Here is a 23168-nt window from a genome sequence, read left to right on the forward strand (position 1 = left end):
ATGATCCGCGGTGTGACGCGACGCGGCCTGCTCCTCTTCGCCGCGCTCGGGGTCGCGTGGGGCATCCCGTACCTGCTGATCAAGATCGCGGTCGGGGAGGTGGACCCGGCCGTCGTCGTGCTCGGGCGCAGCGCGCTCGGCGCGCTCGTGCTGCTGCCGCTCGTGGTCGCCCGGCGCCAGGTGCTCCCGGTGCTGCGCCGCTGGCGGCCCCTGCTCGCCTACACCGCGGCCGAGATCATCGTGCCCTGGTACTTCCTCAGCTCCGCGGAGACGCGGCTGCCGAGCTCCACGGCCGGGCTGCTGCTCGCCGCGGTGCCGCTCGTCGGCGTCGGGATCGCGGCGCTGACCGGGCGGCCCGAGCGGATGACGGGGCTGAACTGGCTCGGCGTGGGCGCCGGGATGCTCGGCGTCGGGGCGCTCGTCGGGCTGGACGTCGGCGGCTCCGACCTGGTCGGCGTCGCGGAGATGGTCGTCGTCGTGATCGGCTACGCGATCGGGCCGATCATCCTCGACCGGCGGATGTCCGACCTGCCCGGCACCGGGGTCGTCGCGATCTCCCTCGCGATCACGGCGATCGTCTACGTCGGCCTGGTGCCGCTGCTCGGCTCCTGGCCGCGGGCCGTGCCGTCGGGGGCGGTGATCGGGTCGATCGTCGTGCTCGCCGTCGTCTGCAGCGCGGGCGGGTTCCTGGCGATGTTCGCGCTGATCGCGGAAGTCGGCCCGGTGCGGGTGACGACCATCACCTACATCAACCCGGCGGTCGCGATCGCGGCCGGCGCGCTCGTGCTCCACGAGCGGGTCACGGTCTGGACGCTGGTCGGGTTCGTACTCGTGCTGACCGGCTCGTTCCTCGTCAGCCGTCGCCGACGGCCCCGTCCGGACGCGCCCGCCGGCACGGCCGCGCCGCCGCTCGGCGCCGACGAGCCGGTCGCGGGCGACCGATCCGCGCCGCGCGGTCCGTAGGCTTCCACCCCGTGCGTCTGGTGGTTGCGGAGTGCTCGGTCGATTACGCGGGGCGGCTGTCCGCCCACCTCGACCCGGCACGGCGGGTGCTCATGCTGAAGGCCGACGGCAGCGTGCTCGTGCACGCGGACGGCGGCTCGTACAAGCCCCTGAACTGGATGAGCCCGCCGTGCTCCCTCGTCGTGGAGGAGCCGGACGAGGAGCTCACGACGGCGGGCGTGCAGCAGGTGTGGCGCGTGACGCACGGCAAGACGGGCGACGTGCTGATCATCCGCATCCACGACCTCGTGATCGACGAGACGGTGGACCTCGGCGTCGACCCCGGGCTCGTGAAGGACGGCGTGGAGGCGGACCTCCAGCGGCTGCTCGCCGAGCAGATCGAGCTGCTCGGCGACGGCCACACCCTGGTCCGGCGCGAGCACATGACGGCGATCGGGCCGGTCGACATCCTGGCGAAGGACCCCGCCGGCACCTCCGTCGCCGTCGAGATCAAGCGGCGCGGCGAGATCGACGGCGTCGAGCAGCTGACCCGCTACCTCGAGCTGATGAACCGGGATCCGCACCTCGCGCCGGTCACCGGCGTCTTCGCGGCGCAGGAGATCAAGCCGCAGGCCCGCACCCTCGCGGAGGACCGCGGCATCCGCTGCGTCACCCTCGACTACGACGCCATGCGCGGCGTCGAGGGCGGCCCGGCCCGCCTCTTCTGAGCCCATCGCCGCGCCGGCGACCCCGCCCGCTGGTCGAGGTGCGAGCGCAGCGAGCCTCGAGACCACCGCCCCCGACGATCGGCGACACCATGACCCAGCCCTTCACCGTGATCCTCGTCGACCTCGACGGCACGATCATGGACTCGGCGCCCGGCATCACCCGGACCCTCGCGGACGCCCTCGTCGAGCTCGGGCTGCCCGTGCCGCCGCCCGCCCGCCTGCTGGAGTTCGTCGGGCCGCCGATCCTCGACGGGCTCCGCGACGTGGCGGGGCTCGAGGGGGACGACGCGCAGCGCGTGCTCGCCCGCTACCGCACGCTCTACCGGGCGACCGGCGCCTTCGAGGCGGAGCCGTACCCGGGGATCCGCGCCGCGCTCGAGCGCCTGCGCGGGATCGCGCCGCTCGCCGTCGCGACCTCGAAGCCCGAGTCGACGGCGCTCCGCATCCTCGAGCACTTCGGCTTCGCCGACCTGTTCACCGTGATCGCCGGCGCCTCCGACGACGAGTCGCGCAGCGACAAGGCGGACGTGATCACGCGGGCGCTCGCGCTGCTCCGGGAGCGCGGCGTCGACCTCGCGCGGCCGGTCATGATCGGCGACCGCATCCACGACGTCGAGGGCGCGGCGGCCCACGGCATCCCGACGATCGTGGCGGGCTGGGGCTACGGCGCACCGGAGGAGGCCGCGGGCGCGATCGGCGTCGCCGCCGCCCCCGAGGAGCTGCCGGCCCTGGTCGAGGCGGGGCCGATCCGGAGCATCTGATGCACGCTCCCGGCGAATCCGCCGGGAGCACGGTCGGCGTGCGGGAGAATCGACGCATGACCCTCACGCAGGCGGAGCGGCAGTACCAGAAGGCCGCCCAGTCGACGGCGCCCCACGTCGTCGTCCTCTTCGGGGCGGCCGGCGACCTGGCGAAGCGGAAGCTCCTGCCGGGCATGGCCAACCTCGTGCTCTCCTCCCTCGCCCCGGACATCGAGATCGTCGGCACCTCGCTCGAGGACCTCGACGACGACACGTACCGCGAGCAGGCGAAGGCCGCGCTCGACGAGTTCGACCGGCGCCGGCTCACCGACGACGAGTGGCGGCACTTCGCGGAGAAGCTGCACTACGTGCCGAGCAAGGCGGGCCCGAAGGCGCTGGCGCAGGCCGTCGCCGCGGCCGCCGGCCGGCTCGGGCCCTCCGCCCGCCGCATCCACTACCTTTCGGTGCCGCCGAAGGCCGCCCTCGCCGCGGTCGAGACGATCCGCGACGCCGGGCTGGTCGAGGGCTCCCGGATCATCATGGAGAAGCCGTTCGGCACCGACCTCGCGAGCGCGATCGAGCTGAACCGCCGCCTGCACGAGACCTTCGACGAGGGGCAGATCTTCCGGATCGACCACTTCCTCGGCAAGGAGCCGGCGCAGAACATCCTCGCGATCCGGTTCGGCAACGGCCTCTTCGAGCCCATCTGGAACCGCAACTTCATCCAGCAGATCCAGATCGACGTCCCCGAGACGCTCGGCCTCGAGCAGCGCGCCTCCTTCTACGAGGCGACCGGCGCCTACCGGGACATGGTCGTGACGCACCTGTTCCAGATCCTCGCGTTCGTCGCGATGGAGGCGCCGACGGCCCTCGAGCCGAAGGCGATCAGCGAGGAGAAGAACAAGGTCTTCAACTCGATGAAGCCGATCGACCCGGCGAGCGTCGTCCGCGGCCAGTACGTCGGCTACAAGGACATCCCGGGCGTCTCCCCCGAGAGCGACACCGAGACGTTCGTGGCGCTGAAGTGCGAGATCGACAACTGGCGCTGGGCGGGCGTGCCGTTCTACCTCCGCACCGGCAAGAAGCTCGCCGAGGGCCAGCGCATCGTCTCGATCGCGTTCAAGGAGCCGCCGCAGTCGATGTTCCCGGCCGGGTCGGGCATCGGCGCGAAGGGCCCGGACCACCTGACGTTCGACCTCGCCGACGCCTCGAAGATGTCGCTGTCCTTCTACGGCAAGAAGCCGGGCCCGGGCATGCGGCTCGACAAGATGTCGATGCAGTTCGCGATGCAGGACACGGCGAACGCCGGCGACGTGCTCGAGGCGTACGAGCGCCTCATCCTCGACGCGATGCGCGGCGACCACACGCTGTTCACCTCCGCCGCGGGCATCGAGCGCCTCTGGGAGGTCAGCCAGCCCCTGCTGGACGACGCTCCGCCGGTGCGCCCGTACGCGGTCGGCAGCTGGGGCCCGAACGCGATCCACCAGCTGATCGCGCCCTACGCCTGGCGCCTGCCGTTCGAGCGCGTCTGGCGCGAGTCCCACCACTGATCTCATGGCCTTCGATCCGCGAGCGGATCGAAGGCGGTGCGGTGCGGTACGAGAACGCTGAACGCGTTCTCGCTGACCGCCCGTGGTCCGGTGGCCGAGATGCGAGCGCAGCGATAGGACCCACGGCCGGTGTTCCCGGGCGAGGGACCCGAGACCGTGAGCCGGCGACTCCGCAGTCCTCGGGAATCGACACGACCCGCGACGCCCCTCCCCCGGATGCGGGGGAGGGGCGTCTAGCGTCCTCGGGTGCAGTCCCTCCCCGTGCTCGGCGGCCGGTACCGGCTCGGCCCGGAGATCGGTTCCGGCGGCATGGGCGCCGTCCACCGCGCCTGGGACGAGCGGTTCGAGCGCGAGGTCGCGATCAAGCTCGTCAAGTCGTCCGGGGTGGAGCGGGAGCGCCTCCGCCGCGAGGCGCAGTACCTCGCGCACCTCGACCACCCGAACCTCGTCGCCGTGCTCGACGCGGGCGAGGACGTGCTGCGCCGCGTCGACACCGTCTGGTTCGCGATGGAGCTCGTGCACGGCCCCGACCTGCGCACCGTGCTGCGCGACCACGGCCCGATGGACGGGGTCGGCGTCCGCCGGGTGCTCGCGGGCGTCCTCGACGCGCTCGGCGCCCTGCACGCCGCGAACGTCGTCCACCGCGACCTGAAGCCCGCGAACGTGCTGCTCACCGCGGACCCGCGTGCGCGGCGGTGGGACGTGAAGCTGGTCGACCTCGGCATCGCGCACCACGCGCGGACGGACCACCTCACGTCGACCGGGCAGATCGTCGGCACCGCCGCCTACCTCAGCCCCGAGCAGGTGCGCGGGGTCGAGCTCGGGCCGCCCACCGACGTCTACGCGCTCGGCCTGCTCGCCATCGAGGCGCTGAGCGGCCGCATCGCCTTCCCCGGCGGTCCCGCGGAGTCCGCCGCCGCCCGGCTGGTCCGCACGCCGGACCTGCCCGCCGCGATCGACCCGTCGTGGCGCGCGGTGCTCGGCGCCATGACCGCGATCGACCCGGCGGCCCGCCCGAGCGTCGGCCGGCTGGCCGAGCTGGTGCGCCGTCTGCCCGACGACGCGCTGTCCGGCGCCGGGGCGGACCTCGCGACGGCACCCCTGACCCTCGTCATGGCCGACCCGGCGACGGCGGTGCTCGCCCCCGCCGACGCGCCGACGCCCGCCCGCCGGACGGCCCGCGTCCGGCCCGCCCGCCGGCACCTGCTCGTCGCGGCCTGCTTCGTACTCGCGGTGGTCGCGGCCGGCGGCTGGTTCGCCGCGCTCACCGGCGGCGCGCAGCCGAGCGCCGCGGCGGACCCGCCGGCGGTCAGCGCTCCCGCGTCGCACGCTCCGACGCCGAAGGCCACCGTCGACGCGGTCCGGACGACGCCGACCCCCGGGCCCACGCCCTCGGCCACGTCGAAGGCCCCGGTGCCCCCGGTGCCGGGCCCGGGGAAGCAGGCCGTCGACCGGAGGGCCGAGCAGCGGGAGCGCGCGGAGCGCTGGATGGATCGCGTCCGCGATCGGCTGAAGGAGTTCCAGCCCCCGCACCGCCACGACTGACCAGGCGCCCCCCAGGGGGCGTCCGTAGGGTGCGCGCATGGCCGATGACCTGAAGAAGGGCGATCACGTCAGCTGGAAGTCGCACGGCGGTGAGGCGGAGGGCGAGATCGAGAAGAAGATCACGAGCGACACCGAGGCCGGCGGCCGCACGGTGCGCGCGTCGAAGGACGACCCGCAGTACCTCGTCAAGAGCGAGAAGTCCGGCGGCGAGGCCGTGCACAAGCCGGACGCCCTGAAGAAGGACTGACCGGCCGCTCGGTCGACGTCCCGCTCGTGCGACGCGCGGCGGCTCGTGCGACCACGCGCGGCGTCGCATCAGCCGCGGGCCCTCGCACGAGCGGCTCGCGGCGCACCGCCGCGGTCCGGCATCATCGATCCGTGAGCTTCAACGCGCGCCTCCGAGTCCTGGTCGGCATCCGACCGGGCAGCGCGGTGTCGTCGAGCCTGCGCAACGCGGCGCAGATCGACGTCTACGGCTCCACCCGTCGACCCGGCCCCTTCGAGCAGCCGCCGGTCGAGCCGGTGCAGCTCGCCGACCCGGTGCCGTGGGAGCTGCAGGACGGCAGCGGCGCGGTCGCGGACTGGGTCAACCGCCCCTGACCCTCGCGGATTCGGATCCCCCCCGCGGACCGCAGCCGCCGCGCGCCGCGGACCGCGCCGGGAACGAAGAAGGCCCCGGCTCTCGCCGGGGCCTCCGTCTGTGCGCGAGGGGGGAGTTGAACCCCCACGCCCTTCCGGGCACACGGACCTGAACCGTGCGCGTCTGCCTATTCCGCCACTCGCGCGTGCGCGGCGCCGGTGGGCGCCGAAGGCCCGGAAAGGCTAGCACGGCGGCGGACCCGTCCTCCCGCTGCACGCATCGCCGATCCCCCGGCGCGCGCGCTGCGCTGACCCCCGTCTTGGCGCCCCGCGTTACCCTGGGCCATTCGCGGGCGGGTCGTCCGTGCGCAGCCACGGAGAGGGATCGGTTCCACGGGTGGGCATTCTCGACAGCTTCGAGCGCGGCTTGGAGCGAGCCGTGAACGGAGCGTTCGCCCGCACCTTCCGATCCGGCCTCGCCCCGGTGGAGATCACGGCCGCCCTCAAGAAGGAGATGGACGTGCACGCCTCCCCGGTCGCCCGGGACCGCGTGCTCGTGCCGAACCGCTACGTCGTGCGCATGAGCGGCGAGGACCACGCCGCCATGTCCGCGCTCGGCGACCCGCTGATCGACGAGCTGACGGACCTGCTGTCCGACTACGCGGCGCAGCAGCGCTACCAGACCGCCTCGCCCCTCGTCATCGCGCTCGAGCCCGACCCGTCGCTCACCGTCGGCCTGCTCGACGTCCGCTCCTCCTCGGAGCGGGTCGAGGTCGTCTGGCAGCCCGTCCTCGAGATCGAGGGGCAGCGCCACCCGCTCGGCGAGCGCACCGTGATCGGCCGCGGCTCCGAGGCGGACATCACGATCGACGACACCGGCATCAGCCGCAGGCACCTCGAGATCGTGTGGGACGGCCGGCGCGCGGAGGCGCGGGACCTCGGGTCCACGAACGGCTCCACCCTGAACGGCGCGCGGCTGACGCGCGCGGTGCTGCCGAACGAGTCGGTGCTGCAGGCGGGCCGCACGCGGATGCTGTTCCGCGTCGTCGCGAAGGCGCAGGGGCGGTGACATGAGCGAGCTCACCCTGCTGGTGCTCCGCGTGGCGTTCCTGGCGCTGCTGTGGGTGTTCGTCTTCGCCGTCGTCTACTCGCTGCGGAGCGACCTCTTCGGCGGCCGGGTGCGCCGTGTGCCGCAGGAGGCCGCGCCCGCCGCCGCGCCGGCCCCGGCGAGCACGCCGCCCGCCGTCCAGTCGCTGCCGTCGCCGCCGACCCCGGGGGCGGGCTCGTCCTCGTTGCCGCACGGCCCCGCCACGACCCTCGTCATCACCTCCGGCGGCAAGGCGGGCCTCGAGATCCCGCTCGGCACGGAGCCGCTCACGATCGGCCGAGCGAGCGACGCCGGCCTGCAGATCCGCGACGACTACACCTCCACCCACCACGCCCGCCTGCTGCTGTGGGGCTCGGACTGGGTGGTCCAGGACCTCGACTCCACCAACGGCACCTTCGTCGACGGCGCCCGCATCGACTCCCCCACCCAGGTGCCCGTCGGGGTGCCCGTGAAGGTGGGCGCGACCACGTTCGAGCTCCGTGGCTGACCGCGTGAGCACCATCACGGCGGGCGCGGCCGTCAGCCACGTGGGCCGGGTCCGGACCAACAACCAGGACTCGGGCTACGCCGGCTCGGCGCTCTTCGTCGTCGCCGACGGCATGGGCGGCCACGCGGGCGGCGACATCGCCTCCTCCATCGCCGTGCGCCGGATCGCGGAGACGGACCAGCTCGACTTCGCGTCGGCGCAGGAGGCGGAGTTCGCCCTGCAGTCCGCGATGATCGCCGCGAACCAGGAGATCAGCGCGACGGTCGAGGACCGCCCCGAGCTCACCGGCATGGGCACGACGGTGAGCGCGCTCATCCGGGTCGGCGACGTCATCGCGACGGCGCACATCGGCGACTCCCGCATCTACCTGCTGCGCGACGGCGAGCTGTCGCAGATCACGAACGACCACACGTTCGTGCAGCGCCTCGTCGAGACCGGGCGCATCACCCCGGAGGAGGCGGCGGTGCACCCCCGCCGGAGCGTGCTGATGCGCGTCCTCGGCGACATCGACCAGTCGCCGGAGATCGACACCGCGGTGCTCGGCACGGCGCCCGGCGACCGCTGGATGCTCTGCTCCGACGGCCTCTCCAGCTACGTCTCGCACGAGCGCATGCTCGCCGCGATGGCGACGGCCCCGTCCGCCGCCGACGCCGCGAACGCGCTGATCGAGGAGGCGCTCGAGCACGGCGCGCCCGACAACGTCACCGCGATCGTCCTCGACATCGACCGGCCGGGCACGGGGCCCGCGGCGCCGCAGCTCGTCGGCTCCGCCGCGAGCGGGCTCGACCCGGAGCTCGCGGCGTCGAGCCGCCAGCACAACCGGCTGCCCGCGCTGCTGCTGCACCCGATCCGCAACTCCGCGCCGGAGGCGAGCTTCCAGCCGGAGTCGGAGGACTACCTCGACGCGCTGATCCGGGAGGACCGGCGCCGGCTCTGGCGCCGCCGCCTGACCTGGCTGGCCGCCACCGCGCTGCTGCTCGGCGCGATCGCCGGCGCGGCCTTCCTCGGCTACCGCTACACGCAGACTCGCTACTACGTCGGGTTCGACGGCGACCGCGTCGCGATCTACCAGGGCGTGCAGGGCACGGTCGGTCCGATCCGGCTCAGCCACGTCGTCCGCGAGACCGACCTGACGCGCGCGCAGCTCAGCCCCCTCAGCGTCTCGTCGATCGACGAGACCATCTCCGCCTCCTCCCTCGACGCGGCCGAGGACGTCGTGCGCAACGCGCAGCAGGACAGCAGTGGTTGACGCGACGACGACGCTCTCGCGGCCGGAGGCGGACCAGGTCCCGGTCGCCCGGTCCTCGATGCGGCTGCGCAACGTGGAGCTCGGGCTGCTGCTGCTCGCCCTCGCGGTCGCCGCGGGCGCGATCGTGCTCGTGCAGCTCGGGGCGCTCGGCCGGATCGACCCGGACGTCGTCAAGCTCGCGGGCGGGGTCGGCGTGCTCGTGGTCGCGCTGCACATCGTGCTGCGCTTCGTCGCGCGCGACGCGGACCCCTTCATCCTGCCGATCGCCACGGCGATCAACGGGCTCGGCATCGCGGAGATCTACCGGATCGACATCAGCCCGAACGGGCTGAAGGCGCACCTGGACGACGGCACGCACCAGATCCTCTGGACGGCGCTCGGCATCGGCGCCGCGATCCTCGTGCTGTTCCTGGTGCGGAACCACCGGATGCTGCAGCGCTACACGTACATCGCGATGCTCGCGTCGATCGTGCTGCTGCTCCTGCCGCTCGTGCCGGGCCTCCGCCTCCCGGGCGCCGCGGCCTACGTCTGGGTGCACGTCGGTCCCCTGAACTTCCAGCCCGGCGAGATCGCGAAGATCACCCTCGCGATCTTCTTCGCCGGGTTCCTCGTCGCCCGGCGGGACAGCCTGGCGATGGTCGGCCGCCGCATCCTCTTCGTGCAGCTGCCGCGGGCGCGCGACCTCGGACCGATCCTCGTCGTCTGGATCCTCGCCCTCGGCGTGATCGTCGGCGAGCACGACCTCGGCACCGGCCTCCTGCTGTTCGGCATGTTCGTCGCGATGCTCTACGTGGCCACGGGGCGCACGAGCTGGATCGTGCTCGGCCTCCTGCTGGCCGCCGTCGGCGCATATGCCGCGAGCCGCATCCTCAGCTACGTGCAGGGCCGGATCACCAACTGGCTCGACGCCTTCGACCCGAAGCTCTACGACGCGCAGGGCGGCAGCTTCCAGGTCGTCAACGGGATCTTCGGCCTCGCGCACGGCGGGCTGTTCGGCACGGGTCTCGGGCAGGGCCGCCCCGACATCACGCCGGCCGCCAGCAGCGACTTCATCGTCGCCAGCCTCGGGGAGGAGCTCGGCCTCGTCGGCGTCTTCGCGATCCTCTGCCTCTACCTGCTCTTCGTGTCCCGCGGGTTCCGGATCGGCTACTCCGGGCCGGACGACTTCGGCAAGCTCCTCGCGGTCGGCCTCGCCTTCGTCGTCGCGCTGCAGTGCTTCATCGTCATCGGCGGCGTCATGCGGGTGATCCCCAACACGGGCCTCACGACCCCGTTCCTCGCCGCGGGCGGCTCGTCGCTCGTCGCGAACTGGATGATCGCGGCCCTGCTGCTGCGCATCTCCGACACGATCCGCAGCGGCCCGAGGACGGTGATCTGACGCATGAACCGCGAGCTGAAGCGCATCTCCGCGCTCGTCCTGGTGATGTTCACGGCGCTGTTCGTCGCGTCGTCGATCATCCAGGTCTTCCAGACCGACCAGCTCGAGTCGAACGCCCGCAACCAGCGGGCGCGGGCCGACCAGTACGCGATCCAGCGCGGCCGGATCCTCACCGCGGACGGCAAGGCGATCGTCACGTCGCCGAAGTCCGACGACACGTACCAGTTCGACCGGAAGTACACGGACGGGAAGCTGTACGCGGCCGTCACCGGCTACTACAACCCGATCGGCGCGCCGACCGGCATCGAGGGCGCGCTGAACGCGCAGCTCGCCGGCACCTCGTCGGACCAGGTGCTCGACCGCCTGCAGAACATCGTGACCGGGCAGGACCCGAAGGGCGCGAACGTCCAGCTCACGATCCAGCCGAAGGTGCAGCGGGCCGCCTACGACGCGCTCGGCGACCTGCGCGGCGCGGTGGTCGCGCTCGACCCGAAGACCGGCCGGGTGCTCGCGATGGTGTCGAAGCCGTCGTTCGACCCGAACGCGATCGCGGACCACGCCAAGGGCGTGTCCGCCTACGACGCCCTGTCGGAGAAGACCGTGAACCCGCTCGTGAACCGGGCCATCGGCGGCGACACGAACCCGCCCGGCTCGACGTTCAAGATCATCAGCGCGTCGGCCGCGCTCGAGAGCGGGAGGTTCAAGCCCTCGTCGAGCTTCCCGAGCCCGAACTCCTACCGGCTGCCGGGCACGAGCACGGTCATCCAGAACGCGGACGGCGAGAACTGCGGCGCGCAGAGCAAGGCGTCGATCGCGCTGGCGCTCAGCCTCTCCTGCAACATCCCGTTCGCCCAGCTCGGCATCAAGCTCGGCGACGACGCGCTGCGCACCCAGGCCGAGAAGTTCGGGTTCGACAAGCCGCTGTCGATCCCGCTCAGGGTGACGCCGAGCGTCTACCCGCCGGCCCCGCTCGACGACGCCCAGACGGCCCAGACGGCGTTCGGGCAGTACGACGACAAGGCCACGCCGATGCAGATGGCGATGGTCGCGGCGGCCATCGGGAACAGTGGGGTGGAGATGAAGCCGAACCTCGTGGAGAAGATCGTGTCCCCCTCGCTGGAGACCGTGCAGGGCTTCAGCCCGGAGGTCTTCGCGAACCCCGTGAGCGCCGACACGGCCTCGAAGGTCAAGGCGATGATGGTGTCGTCGGTGGCCAGCGGGGCGGCGACCAATGCAAGAATCGACGGGGTCACGGTGGCGGGCAAGACGGGGACCGCGCAGAACGCGGCGGATGCGCCGTACACGCTGTGGTTCACGGGGTTCGCCCCGGCGGACGACCCGAAGGTCGCCGTGGCCGTGGTGGTCGAGAACGGTGGGGGGCTGGGTCAGTCGGGGTACGGCAACCGTGTCGCTGCCCCGATCGCCAAGCAGGTCATGGAGGCGGTGCTGAACGGATGAGACCGGTGTCCGGGCTCACTTTCGGGGGCCGCTACGAGCTCTCCTCGCGCATCGCCATCGGCGGGATGGGCGAGGTGTGGGAAGCCACCGACCTCGTCATCGGCCGCCCCGTCGCGATCAAGATCCTCAAGGACGAGTACCTCGGCGACCCCGGGTTCCTCGAGCGCTTCCGCGCCGAGGCGCGGCACGCCGCGCTCGTCAACCACGAGGGCATCGCGAACGTCTACGACTACGGCGAGGAGGACGGCTCCGCCTTCCTCGTGATGGAGCTCGTCCCCGGCGAGCCCCTGTCCTCGATCCTCGAGCGCCAGCACACGCTGTCGCCCGACCGCGTGCTCGACGTCGTCGCGCAGACCGCGCTGGCGCTGCACGCGGCCCACGCGGCCGGCCTGGTGCACCGCGACATCAAGCCCGGCAACCTGCTCGTCACCCCCGACGGCCGGGTGAAGATCACCGACTTCGGCATCGCCCGCATCACGGACCAGGTGCCGCTGACCGCGACCGGCCAGGTCATGGGCACGGTGCAGTACCTCTCGCCGGAGCAGGCGAGCGGGCAGCCCGCGTCGCCGGCCACGGACATCTACTCGCTCGGCATCGTCGCGTACGAGGCGCTGGCGGGGCACCGCCCCTTCACGGGCGAGTCGCAGGTCGCGATCGCGATGGCGCAGATCAACGACACGGCGCCGGACCTGCCGCACTCGGTGCCGGAGCCGATCCGCCGCCTCGTCTTCGCCTGCATCGCCAAGGCGCCCTCCGACCGCCCGACCACCGCGGCGCTGCTCGCGCGGGCCGCGCAGGCGCTCCGCCGGGGCGACGTGCTGGCCGCCGCCTCCGCGGTGCCGGCCGTGCTGCCCGCCGGCGTCGCCGCTCCGACGATGGCGATGCAGACGGACTCCGCCACGACCGTGCTGCCCTCGCAGGCGCCCGGCTTCGACACGATGCTCATGGGCGTCCCGAGCGGCGCCCCGACCTCGGCGACCACGGCCTACCCGCGCACCGCACCGGTCGGCCCGCCGACCGTCACGGGGCCCTACGGGGGAGGCGACGGCCCGCAGGACGACGGGCCGCGGAAGCGCAGCCCCTGGACGATCCCGCTGGTCATCCTCATCGTGCTGCTCGCGATCCTGCTCGTCGTGTTCCTCGTGAACAACGTGCTCAAGGGGAGCCAGAGCACGGGGGCGTCGGGCGACCCGACCAGCGGCCGGCCGGCCTCCTCCGCGGCACCCTCGAGCTCCGCCGCGGCGCAGCCCGTGACGCTGAACTCGGACGACTACGTCGGCAAGCAGTACGCGACGGTGAAGAGCCAGCTCGAGGCGAAGGGCCTCGAGGTGGTGGGCGACGAGCAGGAGCCCACGGACTCCTCCACCTCCGGCCGGGTGACGAAGGTCACGCCGCTGAGCGTCCCGGCAGGCGGCACCGTCACCGTGACGTACTTCGGGCAGTCGAGCGCCCCCTCGGCCCCGACGTCGGCGCCCAGCACCTCGAGCCGGACCGTCGCGAGCGGCCAGCAGTTCACCGTCTCCTGGTCGGCGTACTCCTGCGCGGCCGGCACCGGCGGCTCCCTCTCGGGCTACACCGTGAAGCCCTCGGGCGCGGTCGCCAGCACGGACGAGATCCCGCTCGGCTCGGAGCGCAGCACCACCATCACGGCGGCGACGCTCGCACCGGGCGCGAAGAACGGCACCATCACGGTCCGCTACTCCGCGAACTGCGGCGCGAACGAGACGCCGGACTCCCCGCCGCTCAAGGTGACCGTGACGGCGCCGCCGGCCCCGGCCTCCTCCGCCCCGCCGGCCTCGACCCCGGTCCCGACCGACACCGCGCCCGCCGGGCAGTGAACGTGGACGAGACCGCGCCGGCCGCCGCCGTCACGGGGCCGATCCTGGCCCTGACCGGCGGCGAGCGCCTGCTCGCCGGCCGGTACCGCGTCGAGCAGCACATCGGCCGCGGCGGGATGGCGGAGGTGCACGTCGGCACCGACACCCGCCTCGGGCGCAAGGTCGCGATCAAGCTGCTGAAGTCGTCCCTCGCGAACGACCCGACCTTCCGCATGCGGTTCCGGCAGGAGGCGCAGGCCGCCTCCCGGATGACCCACCCGACGATCGTCCGCGTCTTCGACGCGGGCGAGGAGACGGTGATCGAGTCCGGCGGCGGCGAGGCCCAGCTGCCGTTCATCGTGATGGAGTTCGTCGACGGCAAGCTGCTGAAGGACCTCATCAAGGACGGCCCGATGACAGCGCAGGAGGCCGGCCACATCATCGGCGGCATCCTCACGGCCCTCGAGTACTCGCACCGGGCCGGCGTCGTGCACCGCGACATCAAGCCCGGCAACGTCATGGTCACGCGGTCCGGCCAGATCAAGGTCATGGACTTCGGCATCGCCCGGGCGATCAGCGACTCGTCCGCGACCGTCGCCCAGACGAGCGTCATCCTCGGCACCGCGCAGTACTTCTCGCCCGAGCAGGCGAAGGGCGAGACGGTCGACTTCCGCAGCGACCTGTACTCGACCGGCGTCGTGCTGTTCGAGATGCTGACCGGCCGCGCGCCGTTCCGCGGGGACAGCCCCATCGCCGTGGCGTACCAGCACGTCTCCGAGCGCCCGGAGGTGCCCAGCCGCATCAACCCGGCGCTCACCGAGCAGATGGACGCCGTCGTCCTCCGCGCCCTCGAGAAGGACAAGAGCCGCCGGTACCAGTCCGCGGAGGAGTTCCGCGAGGACGTCGACGCGGTGCTCGCGGGGCGCACGCCCACGGCGCGCCTCCCCACCGCGGAGATCCACCAGGAGCTCTTCGGCGGCGCGGAGGAGACCGTCGACTCGACGGTCCGCCGCCTGGCCTTCGACGACCCCGGTCCCGCCAGCACCTCGAGCAAGCCGCCGGTCGCCTGGATCTGGGCGGGCGTCCTGGTCGTCGCCGCCATCGTGGTCGCCGTCGCGCTGTGGGTCGTGTCCCTCGCGACCGGCGGCTTCGGCGCGGACAACCGCACCGTGCCCGCCGACCTCGCGGGCTCGACGCAGACGAGCGCCGAGCACACCATCCGCGGCCTCGACCTGCGGCCGCTGCTGCACCAGGAGCCGAGCAGCTCCGTGCCGAAGGGCGTCGTCATCCGCGCCACACCGGCCGCGGGTACCGTCCTGACGAAGGGTCAGTCGGTCAGCCTCTGGGTCTCCACGGGGACGCCGCAGGCGACCGTGCCGACGCTCGCCGGGCTCACGCAGGACGCGGCGAAGCAGGCCGTCGCCCAGGCGGGGCTGAAGGTCGGCGACGTCACCTCCGACGAGTCGAAGGACGTGCCGGACGGCACCGTCATCTCCGCCTCGGAGCAGGCCGGCGCGAAGGTGGACGAGGGCACCTCCGTCGACCTGGTCGTCTCCAACGGCAAGGTGCAGCTGCCCGACCTGACGGGTCGCACGATCACCGACGCGCAGGCAGTGCTCAGCGGTCTCGGGCTCAGCGCCGACGTGCAGCAGGCCGAGAACTGCGGCGCGGCGGGCGACACGGTGGTCTACCAGGGCACGCAGGCCGGGCTCGTCGACCAGGGGTCGCAGGTCGTGCTGCAGCAGTGCTCCGGGAACTCCACGCCGGGTCAGGACCCGAGCGCGACGCCGACCCCCACGGCCCCGGTCGGCTGAGCCCCCGTCGGTCCAGCCGCCGCAGCGCGGCCGGCCCGGTCAGCCGGCCATCCGCGGGCCGAGCCCCTCCGCGCGCGCGACCGCGTCCTCGTCCCCGACGACGCGCAGCCAGTTCGCGAGCATGCGGTGCCCGCCCTCGGTCATCACCGACTCGGGATGGAACTGCACGCCGTAGACCGGGGCCTCCCGGTGCTGCAGGCCCATGATCACGCCGCCCTCGGTGCGCGCGGTCACCGCGAGCTCCACGGGGACGGTGCCGTCGACGACGGCGAGCGAGTGGTAGCGGGTCGCGGTGAAGGTGTCGGGCACGCCCTCGAACAGCGCGCTGTCGTCGTGCACCACGCGCGAGGTCTTGCCGTGCATCAGCTCCTCGGCGTTCGTCACGACGCCGCCGAACGCCTCCGCGATCGCCTGGTGCCCGAGGCACACCCCGAGCAGCGGCACCCCCGCCGCGACGGCCGTGCGCACGATCGGGATCGAGACCCCCGCGTCGGACGGCTTGCCGGGGCCCGGTGACACGAGCACGCCGTCGTACTCGCGGATCCGGTCGGCGAGCTCGTCGACCGGCACGGTGTCGTTGCGCACGACGTCCGTCTCCGCGCCGAGCTGCCGGAGGTAGCCGTTCAGCGTGTACACGAAGCTGTCGTAGTTGTCGACGACGAGCACCCTGGTCATCCCCGGAATCCTACGCAGCCGCAACCCCCGTCCGGCGCGGGTCCGCCCGGTACCATGTCGGCCATGGCCCGCCTGAAGAGCTCGCCCGTCCGCCGCGAGGACCGACGGGCCGCCGGGGACGGCGCGAACCCGGTCTGGTTCAAGCCCCTGATGTTCGGCTTCATGCTGCTCGGCCTGCTGTGGATCGTCGTGTTCTACATCTCGGGCGGCACGCTGCCGATCCCGTTCCCCGCGGAGCAGTCCAGCTGGAACATCCTGATCGGCTTCGGCATCGCCTTCGTCGGGTTCCTCATGACCCTCGGGTGGCGCTGACCCCCGTCCGGAGGCGACCCGATCGCGGGCTTGCGGAAGCACAGCCCTGTGATTCTCCACACGGTGCACAAGCCTGTGGATAACTCCGTGGACGGCCCGTGGAGGAGCCGTGGAGTGCTGGGGGATCAGACCAGGGCGGGGGATCAGACCAGGGCGGGGGATCAGACCAGGGCGGCCGGTGCCAGGGCGAGCACGAGCAGCACCGCGGTGATGACGCCCGCGCCGGCCCACGCGCGGCGGTCGCGGCGCGGCCCGCGGTTCGAGACGAACAGCCAGCCGGTCACGGCGCCGACCACCAGCCCGCCGACGTGCGCCTGCCAGGCGATGCCCGGCACCACGAAGCCCAGGGCGAGGTTGATGGCGATCAGCAGGAGCAGGGTGCGGACGTCGACGCCGAGCCGGCGCTGCACCGCGGCGACCGCGCCGAGCACCGCGAAGACCGCGCCCGACGCGCCGTAGACGAGCGTGTCGGGCCGCATGAGCCCGACGAGGGAGGCGGAGAGCACGCCGACCGAGCCGCCGAGCGCGCCGAGGACGTAGATGGTGATCAGCCGTCGGGCGCCGATGACGCCCTCGAGCGGACGGCCGAACGACACCAGCGCGATCATGTTGAACGCGATGTGGGTGATGCCGATCAGCGACCCGGGGATCGAGATCGGCTGGTGGATCAGCGCCGACGTCAGCATCCGCCACGGCTCGAACGCGATGCCGGTCGACGGCAGCGAGTAGGCCGGCGCGTAGGCGAGCAGCAGCTCGAGCACGCCGCCCGACAGCAGCTGCACGACGTACGCGGCGACCGTGACCGCCGCGATCCAGCCGGTGGCGGTGCGCGGGCGGTACCGCGCGGACCGCCGCCAGTACCGGCGGAGATCGGCGCGGACGTCGCTCATCGGATCAGGTGCGCTGCTGGACGTCGACGCTCGACAGCACCTGCTGCTCGAGCGGCCGGTCAGCGCGGTCCGTCGGCACCGAGCCGAGCTTGTCGACGACGTCGCGCGAGGCCTGGTCCGCGACCACGCCGAAGATCGTGTGCGCGCCCTGCAGCCACGGCGTCGGCGCGGTGGTGATGAAGAACTGCGAGCCGTTGGTGCCGCGGCCGCCCCGCTTGCCGGCGTTGGCCATGGCGAGCACGTAGGGCTTCGTGAAGTCGAGGTCCGGCGCGATCTCGTCGTCGAACTCGTATCCGGGACCGCCGGTGCCGTTCCCGATCGGGTCGCCGCCCTGGATCATGAAGTTCGGGATGATCCGGTGGAAGACGAGGTCCTTGTAGAGGGGACCGGTCTCCTCCTGGCCCGTCTGCGGGTTGCGCCACGTCTGCTCGCCGGTCGCGAGACCGATGAAGTTCCGCACGGTCTTGGGCGCGTGCAGGCCGAACAGGTCGACGGTGATGTCCCCCTGCGTGGTGTGGAGGACGGCGGTCGCGGTGACGTCGGGCATGCCGCCAGTCTGGCATCGACGCGCCGATGCGCTGCTCCGGTGCGCGCGCTCCTCAGGCGGATCCGAGGCCGCGCAGAGGATCGGCCGACCCTTCGCCGACTTTCAGGTCGCATGCAGCGCACTCGATGCGAGGATGGCTCGCACCGCGTCGACGTGATCGTCGGCGTGCCACCGACGACGCCGAGGAGCGCAACGATGGTCTCGCAGAAGAAGCAGGTGAAGCGGTTGAAGAAGGACGCGCAGCGTCTCTGGAGCGACCAGCAGGCGCTGTTGACGCGGGCGAACTCCGTCGGTCGGGACGCCCTGCCGCACGTGCAGCGGTTCGCCAAGGACAACCTCGACGGCTTCGTGCCCGGCGCGCGCACGGCCGTCGTCGAGAAGGTCGCCCCCGCGGTGACGAAGGCGGGCAAGGCCGCAGGCACCTACGCCGCCTCCACGGCGAAGGACGGCTTCACCGGCGTGCTCGCGCCCGCCGTGACGAGCGCCGCGGCCGCGGCGGTCGCGCTGGCGGAGGAGGCGGGCAGCCGCCTCGGCCTGTCCGACGGCGTCGTCAAGCAGGGCGACAAACTGACGAAGGGGCTCGACGTCGCGACCAAGGCCGGTCACAAGGCGGGTGCCAAGGGCGGCGCCAAGCTGCGCGCCGCGGCGAAGGCGGGCGGCGCAGCCGCGAAGCACGGCGCGAAGGCCGCCAAGGGCGAGAAGGGCGGCGTCGGCTTCGGCGGCACGCTCGGCATCCTGCTCGGCGTGGGGATCGTCGCGGGCATCGCCTACGCGGTCTGGCAGACCCTGCGGGCGGACGACGACCTGTGGGTCGCGGACGAGGACCCGGAGACCACGAGCGGCACGAACTGACCCGTCCCGCTCGACACGGAGGGGACCCGCCGGACGGCGGGTCCCCTCCGTCGTCTCAGGCCGCGGCCTCCTCGAGCGCCCGGCGCAGCGCGACGACGGCGGGACGGTCCGCGCCGGACGTCCTGGCGGCCGTGAAGATCCGCCGCTCGGGCGAGCCCGGCGGCAGGACCGGGCGGCCGGGCGCGGTCCGGCCGCTCCAGACGAGGTCGGGCAGCATCGCGACCGCGTGCCCCGACTCGACGAGCCGCATGTGCACCTCGAGGTCCGCGGACTCGTAGCGCACGTCGGGCTCGAACCCCGCGAGCCGGCACTGCTGCTCCGCCCAGTGGCGCGAGGCCGCGCCCCGGGGCTCCAGCACCCAGGCCGCATCGGCGGCGTCCGCGAGGGACTCGACCCGCGACGCGACCGGCACGAGCAGCCGGAGCGGGTCCTGCACGAGCGGCCGCCGGTCGAGCCCGTCGTGCCGAGCGGTCGCGTGGCCCGGATACTCCTCCGCCACCACCAGGTCGAAGTCCCGCGTCGCGGTCCGCTGCAGCGCGGCCTCCGGCTCGTGCTGGACCACCTCCACGCGGACGCCGGGGTGCTCCCGCGCCATCGTCGTCAGGGTCGCGGGCAGCAGCGCGATCGCCGCGGACTGGAAGATGGCGAGCCGCACGGTGCCCGCCACCGCCGTCGTCCGCGCCGCGATCTCGGACTCGGCGCGCTCGAGCAGCGCGAGCACCTCGCCCGCGCGGTCGGCGAGCGCCTGCGCCTCCGGCGTCAGCGCCACGCGACGGCCGGACGGCACGAGCAGCGGCACGCCCACCTCCTGCTCGAGCAGCGCGAGCTGCTGCGACACGGAGGAGGGGCTGAAGTGCAGGGCGGCCGCGACCTCCGCCAGCGTGCCGCGGTCCGCCAGCTCCTTGAGCAGGCGGAGTCGGCGGACGTCGTACATCGCGGAGCACCCTTCGGTCGAGCTGAACGATACTCGTGACGAATCGTCACCGATCCCGATGCGTCGTCGTCCGATACTGCACGGATGAGCGGAACCGTCATGGAGACCGGCCCGGCGTCGAGCCCGGCGTCGTCGATCGGCGAGGTGGAGGCGCTCGTGCGCCGCTGGCTCGCGCAGGCGGCGGACGCGCCCACCGACCCGGCGGCCGCGCGCCTCGCCGGCGTGCTGCGCGATCCCAAGGGCCTGGCCTTCACTGTCGGGTTCGTCGACGGCGTCGTGCGCCCGGAGGACCTCCGCGCCGCCGCGCACCGGCTCGCGCAGCTCGCGCCCGACGTGCCCCGCTTCCTCCCCCTCCCCCTGCGTCTCGCGGTCCGCCTCGGCGGCCTCACCGCGCCGCTGCTGCCCTGGATCGTCGTGCCCGCGGCGCGGATCGCGCTGCGCCGCATGGTCGACCACCTCGTCATCGACGCCACGCCCGCACGACTCGGCCGGGCGATCGCGCGCATCCGCTCCCGCGGGGTGCGGCTCAACCTCAACCTCCTCGGCGAGGCCGTGCTCGGGCAGAAGGAGGCGGACCGGCGCCTGGCCGGGACGCTCGCGCTCATCGAGCGCCCCGACGTCGACTACGTGTCGATCAAGGTGTCCGCCGCGGTCGCGCCCCACGCGGTCTGGGCCTTCGACGCCGCGGTCGACGACGTCGTCGCCCGCCTCACCCCGCTCTACGAGGCCGCGCGCCGGACCGGCACCTTCATCAACCTCGACATGGAGGAGTACAAGGACCTCGACCTCACGATCGCGGTCTTCCAGCGGATCCTCGACGCCCCGCGGTTCACGGACTACCGCGCGGGGATCGTGCTCCAGGCGTACCTGCCGGACGCCCTCTCGGCGATGATGCGGCTGCAGGAGTGGAGCGCCGCACGGCGGGCCCGGGGCGGTGCGCCGATCAAGGTCCGGCTCGTCAAGGGCGCGAACCTCCCGATGGAGCGGGTCGAGGCCGCGATCCACGACTGGCCGCTCGCCACCTGGCACGAGAAGGTCGAGAGCGACACCAACTACAAGCGCGTCCTCGACTGGGCGCTGACGCCCGAGCACACCGACGCCGTGCAGCTCGGCGTCGCCGGCCACAACCTGTTCGACGTCGCCCACGCCTGGCTGCTCGCCGGCGAACGGAGCGTCCGCGACGCCGTCGAGTTCGAGATGCTGCTCGGCATGGCCACGGGCCAGGCCGAGGCGGTCCGGCAGGACGTGGGCGGCCTGCTCGTCTACACGCCGGTCGTCCACCCGCGCGAGTTCGACGTGGCGATCGCCTACCTCGTCCGCCGCCTCGAGGAGGGCGCGAGCGAGGACAACTTCATGTCGAGCGTGTTCGACCTCGCGAGCAGCGAGCGCCTCTTCACCCGCGAGCGCGACCGTTTCGCGGCGTCGATGGCGGCCCTCGACGCCGCCGTGCCCCCGTCGCACCGCGTGCCCCGCGTAGTGGCCGCGACCCCGCCGGACGCGCCGTTCCGCAACGCCGTCGACACGGACCCGGCCGTGCCCGAGCACCGCGCCTGGGCGGCGGAGGTGCTGGAGCGAGCCGCACGGTCCGACGAGGGCGTCGCGACCCTCGAGCAGCACACCGTCGTCGACGAGCAGGTGCTCGACCGCCTGCTCGGCGAGACCGCCGAGGCCGGCCGTGCCTGGGGCGCGCGCCCCGCCGCCGAGCGGGCCGCGGTGCTGCAGCGCGCGGGCGACGCCCTCGAGGCCGCACGCGGCAGGCTCATCGAGGTCATGGCGAGCGAGGCCGCCAAGACGTTCGACCAGGCGGACCCCGAGGTGAGCGAGGCGATCGACTTCGCCCGCTACTACGCCGAGCGGGCCCGCGAGCTCGACCACGTCGACGGCGCGCGCTTCGAGCCCGCCGCACTCACGCTGGTCACCCCGCCCTGGAACTTCCCCGTCGCCATCCCGGCCGGCGGCGTGCTCGCCGCCCTCGCCGCGGGCAGCGGCGTGGTGCTGAAGCCCGCTGGCCCGGCGAGCCGGTGCGGTGCGGTGCTCGCCGAGGTGCTCTGGTCCGCCGGGGTCCCGCAGGACGTGCTGACCCTCCTCCAGGTCGACGAGGAGACCCTCGGGCGCCGGCTCGTGGCGGACCCGCGCATCGACCGCGTCGTGCTGACCGGCGCGTGGGAGACCGCGCGGCTCTTCCGCGACTTCCGGCACGACCTCCCCGTGCTCGCGGAGACCAGCGGCAAGAACGCGATGGTCGTCACCCCCTCCGCGGACCTGGACCTCGCCGTGAAGGAGCTCGTGGCGAGCGCCTTCGGCCACGCGGGCCAGAAGTGCAGCGCGGCGAGCCTCGCGATCCTGGTCGGCCCGGTCGCGCGGTCGAAGCGGTTCCTCGGCCAGCTCGTCGACGCGGTCTCCTCGCTCGAGGTCGGCGCGCCCTGGGTCGCGACGACCCGCATGGGCCCGGTGATCGAGCCCGCGAGCGGCAAGCTGCTCGAGGGGCTCACGACCCTCGGCCCCGGCGAGCGCTGGCTGCTCGAGCCGAAGCGCCTCGACCGCGAGGGGCGGCTCTGGACGCCCGGCATCCGGACCGGCGTGCGCCGCGGCTCCGACTTCCACCGCACCGAGTACTTCGGCCCGGTCCTCGGCATCATGACGGCGAACGACCTCGACGAGGCGATCGCGATGCAGAACGAGGTCGCCTACGGGCTCACCGCCGGGCTGCAGTCCCTCGAGCCCGAGGAGATCGGCCGCTGGATCGACCGCGTCGAGGCCGGGAACGTCTACGTGAACCGCGGGACGACCGGGGCGATCGTGGGACGCCAGCCCTTCGGCGGCTGGAAGCGGTCCTCGGTCGGCGCGGGCACCAAGGCCGGCGGCCCCAACTACCTCGTCGGGCTCGGCACGTGGCACCGCAGCGCGACCGCGGACACGCCGAGCGCCCGCCTGGAGCCGACCGTCGCCCGCATCGCGCGCGCGGCGGTGGCACTCGGCGACGAGGCCCGCGCCTTCGTCTCCACGGGCGCAGCGAGCGACCAGGCCGCGTGGCAGGAGGAGTTCGGCGTCACCCGCGAGCTCGCCGGCCTCGGCGTCGAGCGGAACCTCCTCCGGTACCGCACCGTGCCCGTCACGGTGCGGATCGCCGCCGACGCGGAGGCGGGCGACGTGCTCCGCGTCCTCGCCGCGGCGACCCGGGCCGGCGGGCCGTTCGAGGTCGTCGCGGAGGAGCCGCTGCCCGCCCCGCTCGCCGGCGCGCTGAGCGACCTGGGCGTCACGCACCGCATCGAGGCCGCGCCCGTGCTCTCGGGCCGCGTGCGGCTGATCGGGGGCTCCGCCTCCGCCCTGCTGGACGCCGCCGGGGGCGACCCCGACCTGGCGATCTGGTCCGGCGAGGTCACCGCGGCGGGCCGGATCGAGCTGCTGCCGTTCCTGCACGAGCAGTCGGTCAGCATCACGGCGCACCGCTTCGGCACGCCGAACGGCCTCACCGACGGCGTCATCTGACGCCTTCCCCCACCGCGCGCCGCGGCCGGGTCCCTGCGGATCTCGGCCGCGGCGCCGCCGTCTCAGGCGCATTC

At 73.3% G+C, this 23168-nt stretch carries 21 protein-coding genes and 1 tRNA gene; 17 read left to right on the forward strand and 5 right to left on the reverse strand.

Going from position 1 to position 23168, the window contains the following annotated elements; genetic code table 11:
* Positions 1 to 12 precede the first annotated feature (12 nt).
* The 7 genes from D1781_RS00885 (at position 13) to D1781_RS00915 (ending at position 6105) form a co-directional block, all read left to right on the forward strand.
* Positions 13 to 963, forward strand: coding sequence for a DMT family transporter (locus tag D1781_RS00885; protein ID WP_199706330.1), 951 nt, complete (start codon positions 13 to 15; stop codon positions 961 to 963).
* Between the two features lie 11 nt (positions 964 to 974).
* Positions 975 to 1670: an endonuclease NucS gene (gene nucS, locus D1781_RS00890; protein WP_119480419.1), complete on the forward strand. Its 696-nt coding sequence runs from the start codon at positions 975 to 977 to the stop codon at positions 1668 to 1670.
* A gap of 89 nt (positions 1671 to 1759) precedes the next feature.
* Positions 1760 to 2431, forward strand: a complete 672-nt coding sequence (locus D1781_RS00895; protein WP_119480420.1) for an HAD hydrolase-like protein — start codon at positions 1760 to 1762, stop codon at positions 2429 to 2431.
* Positions 2432 to 2487: 56 nt separating this feature from the next.
* Positions 2488 to 3960, forward strand: a complete 1473-nt coding sequence (gene zwf / locus D1781_RS00900; protein ID WP_119480421.1) for a glucose-6-phosphate dehydrogenase — start codon at positions 2488 to 2490, stop codon at positions 3958 to 3960.
* Positions 3961 to 4206: 246 nt separating this feature from the next.
* Positions 4207 to 5505 carry a serine/threonine-protein kinase gene (locus D1781_RS00905; RefSeq protein WP_119480422.1) on the forward strand — a complete coding sequence of 433 codons (1299 nt, stop codon included), beginning with the start codon at positions 4207 to 4209 and terminating at the stop codon, positions 5503 to 5505.
* A 37-nt stretch (positions 5506 to 5542) separates the two neighbouring features.
* Positions 5543 to 5752 carry a hypervirulence associated TUDOR domain-containing protein gene (locus D1781_RS00910; RefSeq protein ID WP_119480423.1) on the forward strand — a complete coding sequence of 70 codons (210 nt, stop codon included), beginning with the start codon at positions 5543 to 5545 and terminating at the stop codon, positions 5750 to 5752.
* Positions 5753 to 5883: 131 nt separating this feature from the next.
* Positions 5884 to 6105, forward strand: coding sequence for a hypothetical protein (locus D1781_RS00915; RefSeq protein ID WP_119480424.1), 222 nt, complete (start codon positions 5884 to 5886; stop codon positions 6103 to 6105).
* 101 nt (positions 6106 to 6206) lie between these two features.
* Here the strand turns inward: D1781_RS00915 and D1781_RS00920 are convergent.
* Positions 6207 to 6290, reverse strand: a tRNA-Leu gene (locus tag D1781_RS00920).
* A gap of 191 nt (positions 6291 to 6481) precedes the next feature.
* Between D1781_RS00920 and D1781_RS00925 the strand changes: the two genes are divergently transcribed.
* The 7 genes from D1781_RS00925 to pknB are packed head-to-tail and all read left to right on the forward strand — an operon-like array spanning position 6482 to position 15395.
* Positions 6482 to 7153 carry an FhaA domain-containing protein gene (locus D1781_RS00925; RefSeq protein WP_119480425.1) on the forward strand — a complete coding sequence of 224 codons (672 nt, stop codon included), beginning with the start codon at positions 6482 to 6484 and terminating at the stop codon, positions 7151 to 7153.
* Position 7154: 1 nt separating this feature from the next.
* Positions 7155 to 7679 carry an FHA domain-containing protein FhaB/FipA gene (locus D1781_RS00930; protein ID WP_119480426.1) on the forward strand — a complete coding sequence of 175 codons (525 nt, stop codon included), beginning with the start codon at positions 7155 to 7157 and terminating at the stop codon, positions 7677 to 7679.
* 4 nt (positions 7680 to 7683) lie between these two features.
* Complete coding sequence (locus tag D1781_RS00935) at positions 7684 to 8928, forward strand: Stp1/IreP family PP2C-type Ser/Thr phosphatase (protein ID WP_119481652.1); 1245 nt, start codon at positions 7684 to 7686, stop codon at positions 8926 to 8928.
* Between the two features lie 58 nt (positions 8929 to 8986).
* Positions 8987 to 10306, forward strand: coding sequence for an FtsW/RodA/SpoVE family cell cycle protein (locus tag D1781_RS00940; RefSeq protein ID WP_119481653.1), 1320 nt, complete (start codon positions 8987 to 8989; stop codon positions 10304 to 10306).
* A gap of 3 nt (positions 10307 to 10309) precedes the next feature.
* Positions 10310 to 11764, forward strand: a complete 1455-nt coding sequence (locus tag D1781_RS00945) for a peptidoglycan D,D-transpeptidase FtsI family protein (protein WP_119480427.1) — start codon at positions 10310 to 10312, stop codon at positions 11762 to 11764.
* On the forward strand, positions 11761 to 13602 hold the full coding sequence (locus D1781_RS00950) for a serine/threonine protein kinase (RefSeq protein ID WP_119480428.1): 1842 nt from the start codon (positions 11761 to 11763) through the stop codon (positions 13600 to 13602). The genes D1781_RS00945 and D1781_RS00950 overlap by 4 nt, the downstream gene beginning before the upstream one ends.
* Before the next feature lie 2 nt (positions 13603 to 13604).
* The gene (pknB, locus tag D1781_RS00955) at positions 13605 to 15395 is read left to right on the forward strand and encodes a Stk1 family PASTA domain-containing Ser/Thr kinase (RefSeq protein ID WP_233550892.1); all 1791 of its coding nucleotides are present in this window, start codon (positions 13605 to 13607) and stop codon (positions 15393 to 15395) included.
* A 39-nt stretch (positions 15396 to 15434) separates the two neighbouring features.
* Here the strand turns inward: pknB and D1781_RS00960 are convergent, their stop codons facing one another.
* A complete protein-coding gene (locus D1781_RS00960; RefSeq protein WP_119480429.1) occupies positions 15435 to 16070 on the reverse strand; it encodes an aminodeoxychorismate/anthranilate synthase component II in 636 nt (211 codons plus the stop codon).
* 63 nt (positions 16071 to 16133) lie between these two features.
* On the opposite strand from D1781_RS00960, the gene D1781_RS00965 reads away from it, so the two are divergent.
* A complete protein-coding gene (locus D1781_RS00965; RefSeq protein WP_119480430.1) occupies positions 16134 to 16382 on the forward strand; it encodes a cell division protein CrgA in 249 nt (82 codons plus the stop codon).
* Between the two features lie 161 nt (positions 16383 to 16543).
* Here the strand turns inward: D1781_RS00965 and D1781_RS00970 are convergent, their stop codons facing one another.
* Positions 16544 to 17272, reverse strand: coding sequence for a rhomboid family intramembrane serine protease (locus tag D1781_RS00970; protein ID WP_119480431.1), 729 nt, complete (start codon positions 17270 to 17272; stop codon positions 16544 to 16546).
* Positions 17273 to 17276: 4 nt separating this feature from the next.
* Complete coding sequence (locus D1781_RS00975) at positions 17277 to 17819, reverse strand: peptidylprolyl isomerase (RefSeq protein WP_119480432.1); 543 nt, start codon at positions 17817 to 17819, stop codon at positions 17277 to 17279.
* 195 nt (positions 17820 to 18014) lie between these two features.
* Between D1781_RS00975 and D1781_RS00980 the strand changes: the two genes are divergently transcribed.
* Positions 18015 to 18671: a hypothetical protein gene (locus tag D1781_RS00980; RefSeq protein ID WP_119480433.1), complete on the forward strand. Its 657-nt coding sequence runs from the start codon at positions 18015 to 18017 to the stop codon at positions 18669 to 18671.
* A 55-nt stretch (positions 18672 to 18726) separates the two neighbouring features.
* Here the strand turns inward: D1781_RS00980 and D1781_RS00985 are convergent, their stop codons facing one another.
* Positions 18727 to 19605 (reverse strand): LysR family transcriptional regulator, encoded by an 879-nt coding sequence (locus tag D1781_RS00985; protein ID WP_119480434.1) that lies wholly within the window; start codon positions 19603 to 19605, stop codon positions 18727 to 18729.
* 84 nt (positions 19606 to 19689) lie between these two features.
* Here D1781_RS00985 and D1781_RS00990 point away from each other — a divergent pair, with 84 nt between their 5' ends.
* Complete coding sequence (locus D1781_RS00990; protein ID WP_119480435.1) at positions 19690 to 23094, forward strand: proline dehydrogenase family protein; 3405 nt, start codon at positions 19690 to 19692, stop codon at positions 23092 to 23094.
* Positions 23095 to 23168: the final 74 nt, after the last annotated feature.

Origin of the sequence: Amnibacterium setariae (assembly GCF_003581425.1) — a bacterium.
GTDB lineage: Bacteria > Actinomycetota > Actinomycetes > Actinomycetales > Microbacteriaceae > Amnibacterium > Amnibacterium setariae.

Coding starts and splice junctions, on each gene's coding strand:
- D1781_RS00940 (WP_119481653.1), top strand. CDS start 8,987: ATGCGGCTGCGCAACGTGGAGCTCGGGCTGCTGCTGCTCGCCCTCGCG.
- D1781_RS00910 (WP_119480423.1), top strand. CDS start 5,543: ATGGCCGATGACCTGAAGAAGGGCGATCACGTCAGCTGGAAGTCGCAC.
- D1781_RS00970 (WP_119480431.1), bottom strand. CDS start 17,272: ATGAGCGACGTCCGCGCCGATCTCCGCCGGTACTGGCGGCGGTCCGCG.
- D1781_RS00960 (WP_119480429.1), bottom strand. CDS start 16,070: ATGACCAGGGTGCTCGTCGTCGACAACTACGACAGCTTCGTGTACACG.
- D1781_RS00945 (WP_119480427.1), top strand. CDS start 10,310: ATGAACCGCGAGCTGAAGCGCATCTCCGCGCTCGTCCTGGTGATGTTC.
- D1781_RS00990 (WP_119480435.1), top strand. CDS start 19,690: ATGAGCGGAACCGTCATGGAGACCGGCCCGGCGTCGAGCCCGGCGTCG.
- D1781_RS00930 (WP_119480426.1), top strand. CDS start 7,155: ATGAGCGAGCTCACCCTGCTGGTGCTCCGCGTGGCGTTCCTGGCGCTG.
- D1781_RS00980 (WP_119480433.1), top strand. CDS start 18,015: ATGGTCTCGCAGAAGAAGCAGGTGAAGCGGTTGAAGAAGGACGCGCAG.
- D1781_RS00950 (WP_119480428.1), top strand. CDS start 11,761: ATGAGACCGGTGTCCGGGCTCACTTTCGGGGGCCGCTACGAGCTCTCC.
- zwf (WP_119480421.1), top strand. CDS start 2,488: ATGACCCTCACGCAGGCGGAGCGGCAGTACCAGAAGGCCGCCCAGTCG.
- D1781_RS00895 (WP_119480420.1), top strand. CDS start 1,760: ATGACCCAGCCCTTCACCGTGATCCTCGTCGACCTCGACGGCACGATC.
- D1781_RS00985 (WP_119480434.1), bottom strand. CDS start 19,605: ATGTACGACGTCCGCCGACTCCGCCTGCTCAAGGAGCTGGCGGACCGC.
- D1781_RS00975 (WP_119480432.1), bottom strand. CDS start 17,819: ATGCCCGACGTCACCGCGACCGCCGTCCTCCACACCACGCAGGGGGAC.
- D1781_RS00965 (WP_119480430.1), top strand. CDS start 16,134: ATGGCCCGCCTGAAGAGCTCGCCCGTCCGCCGCGAGGACCGACGGGCC.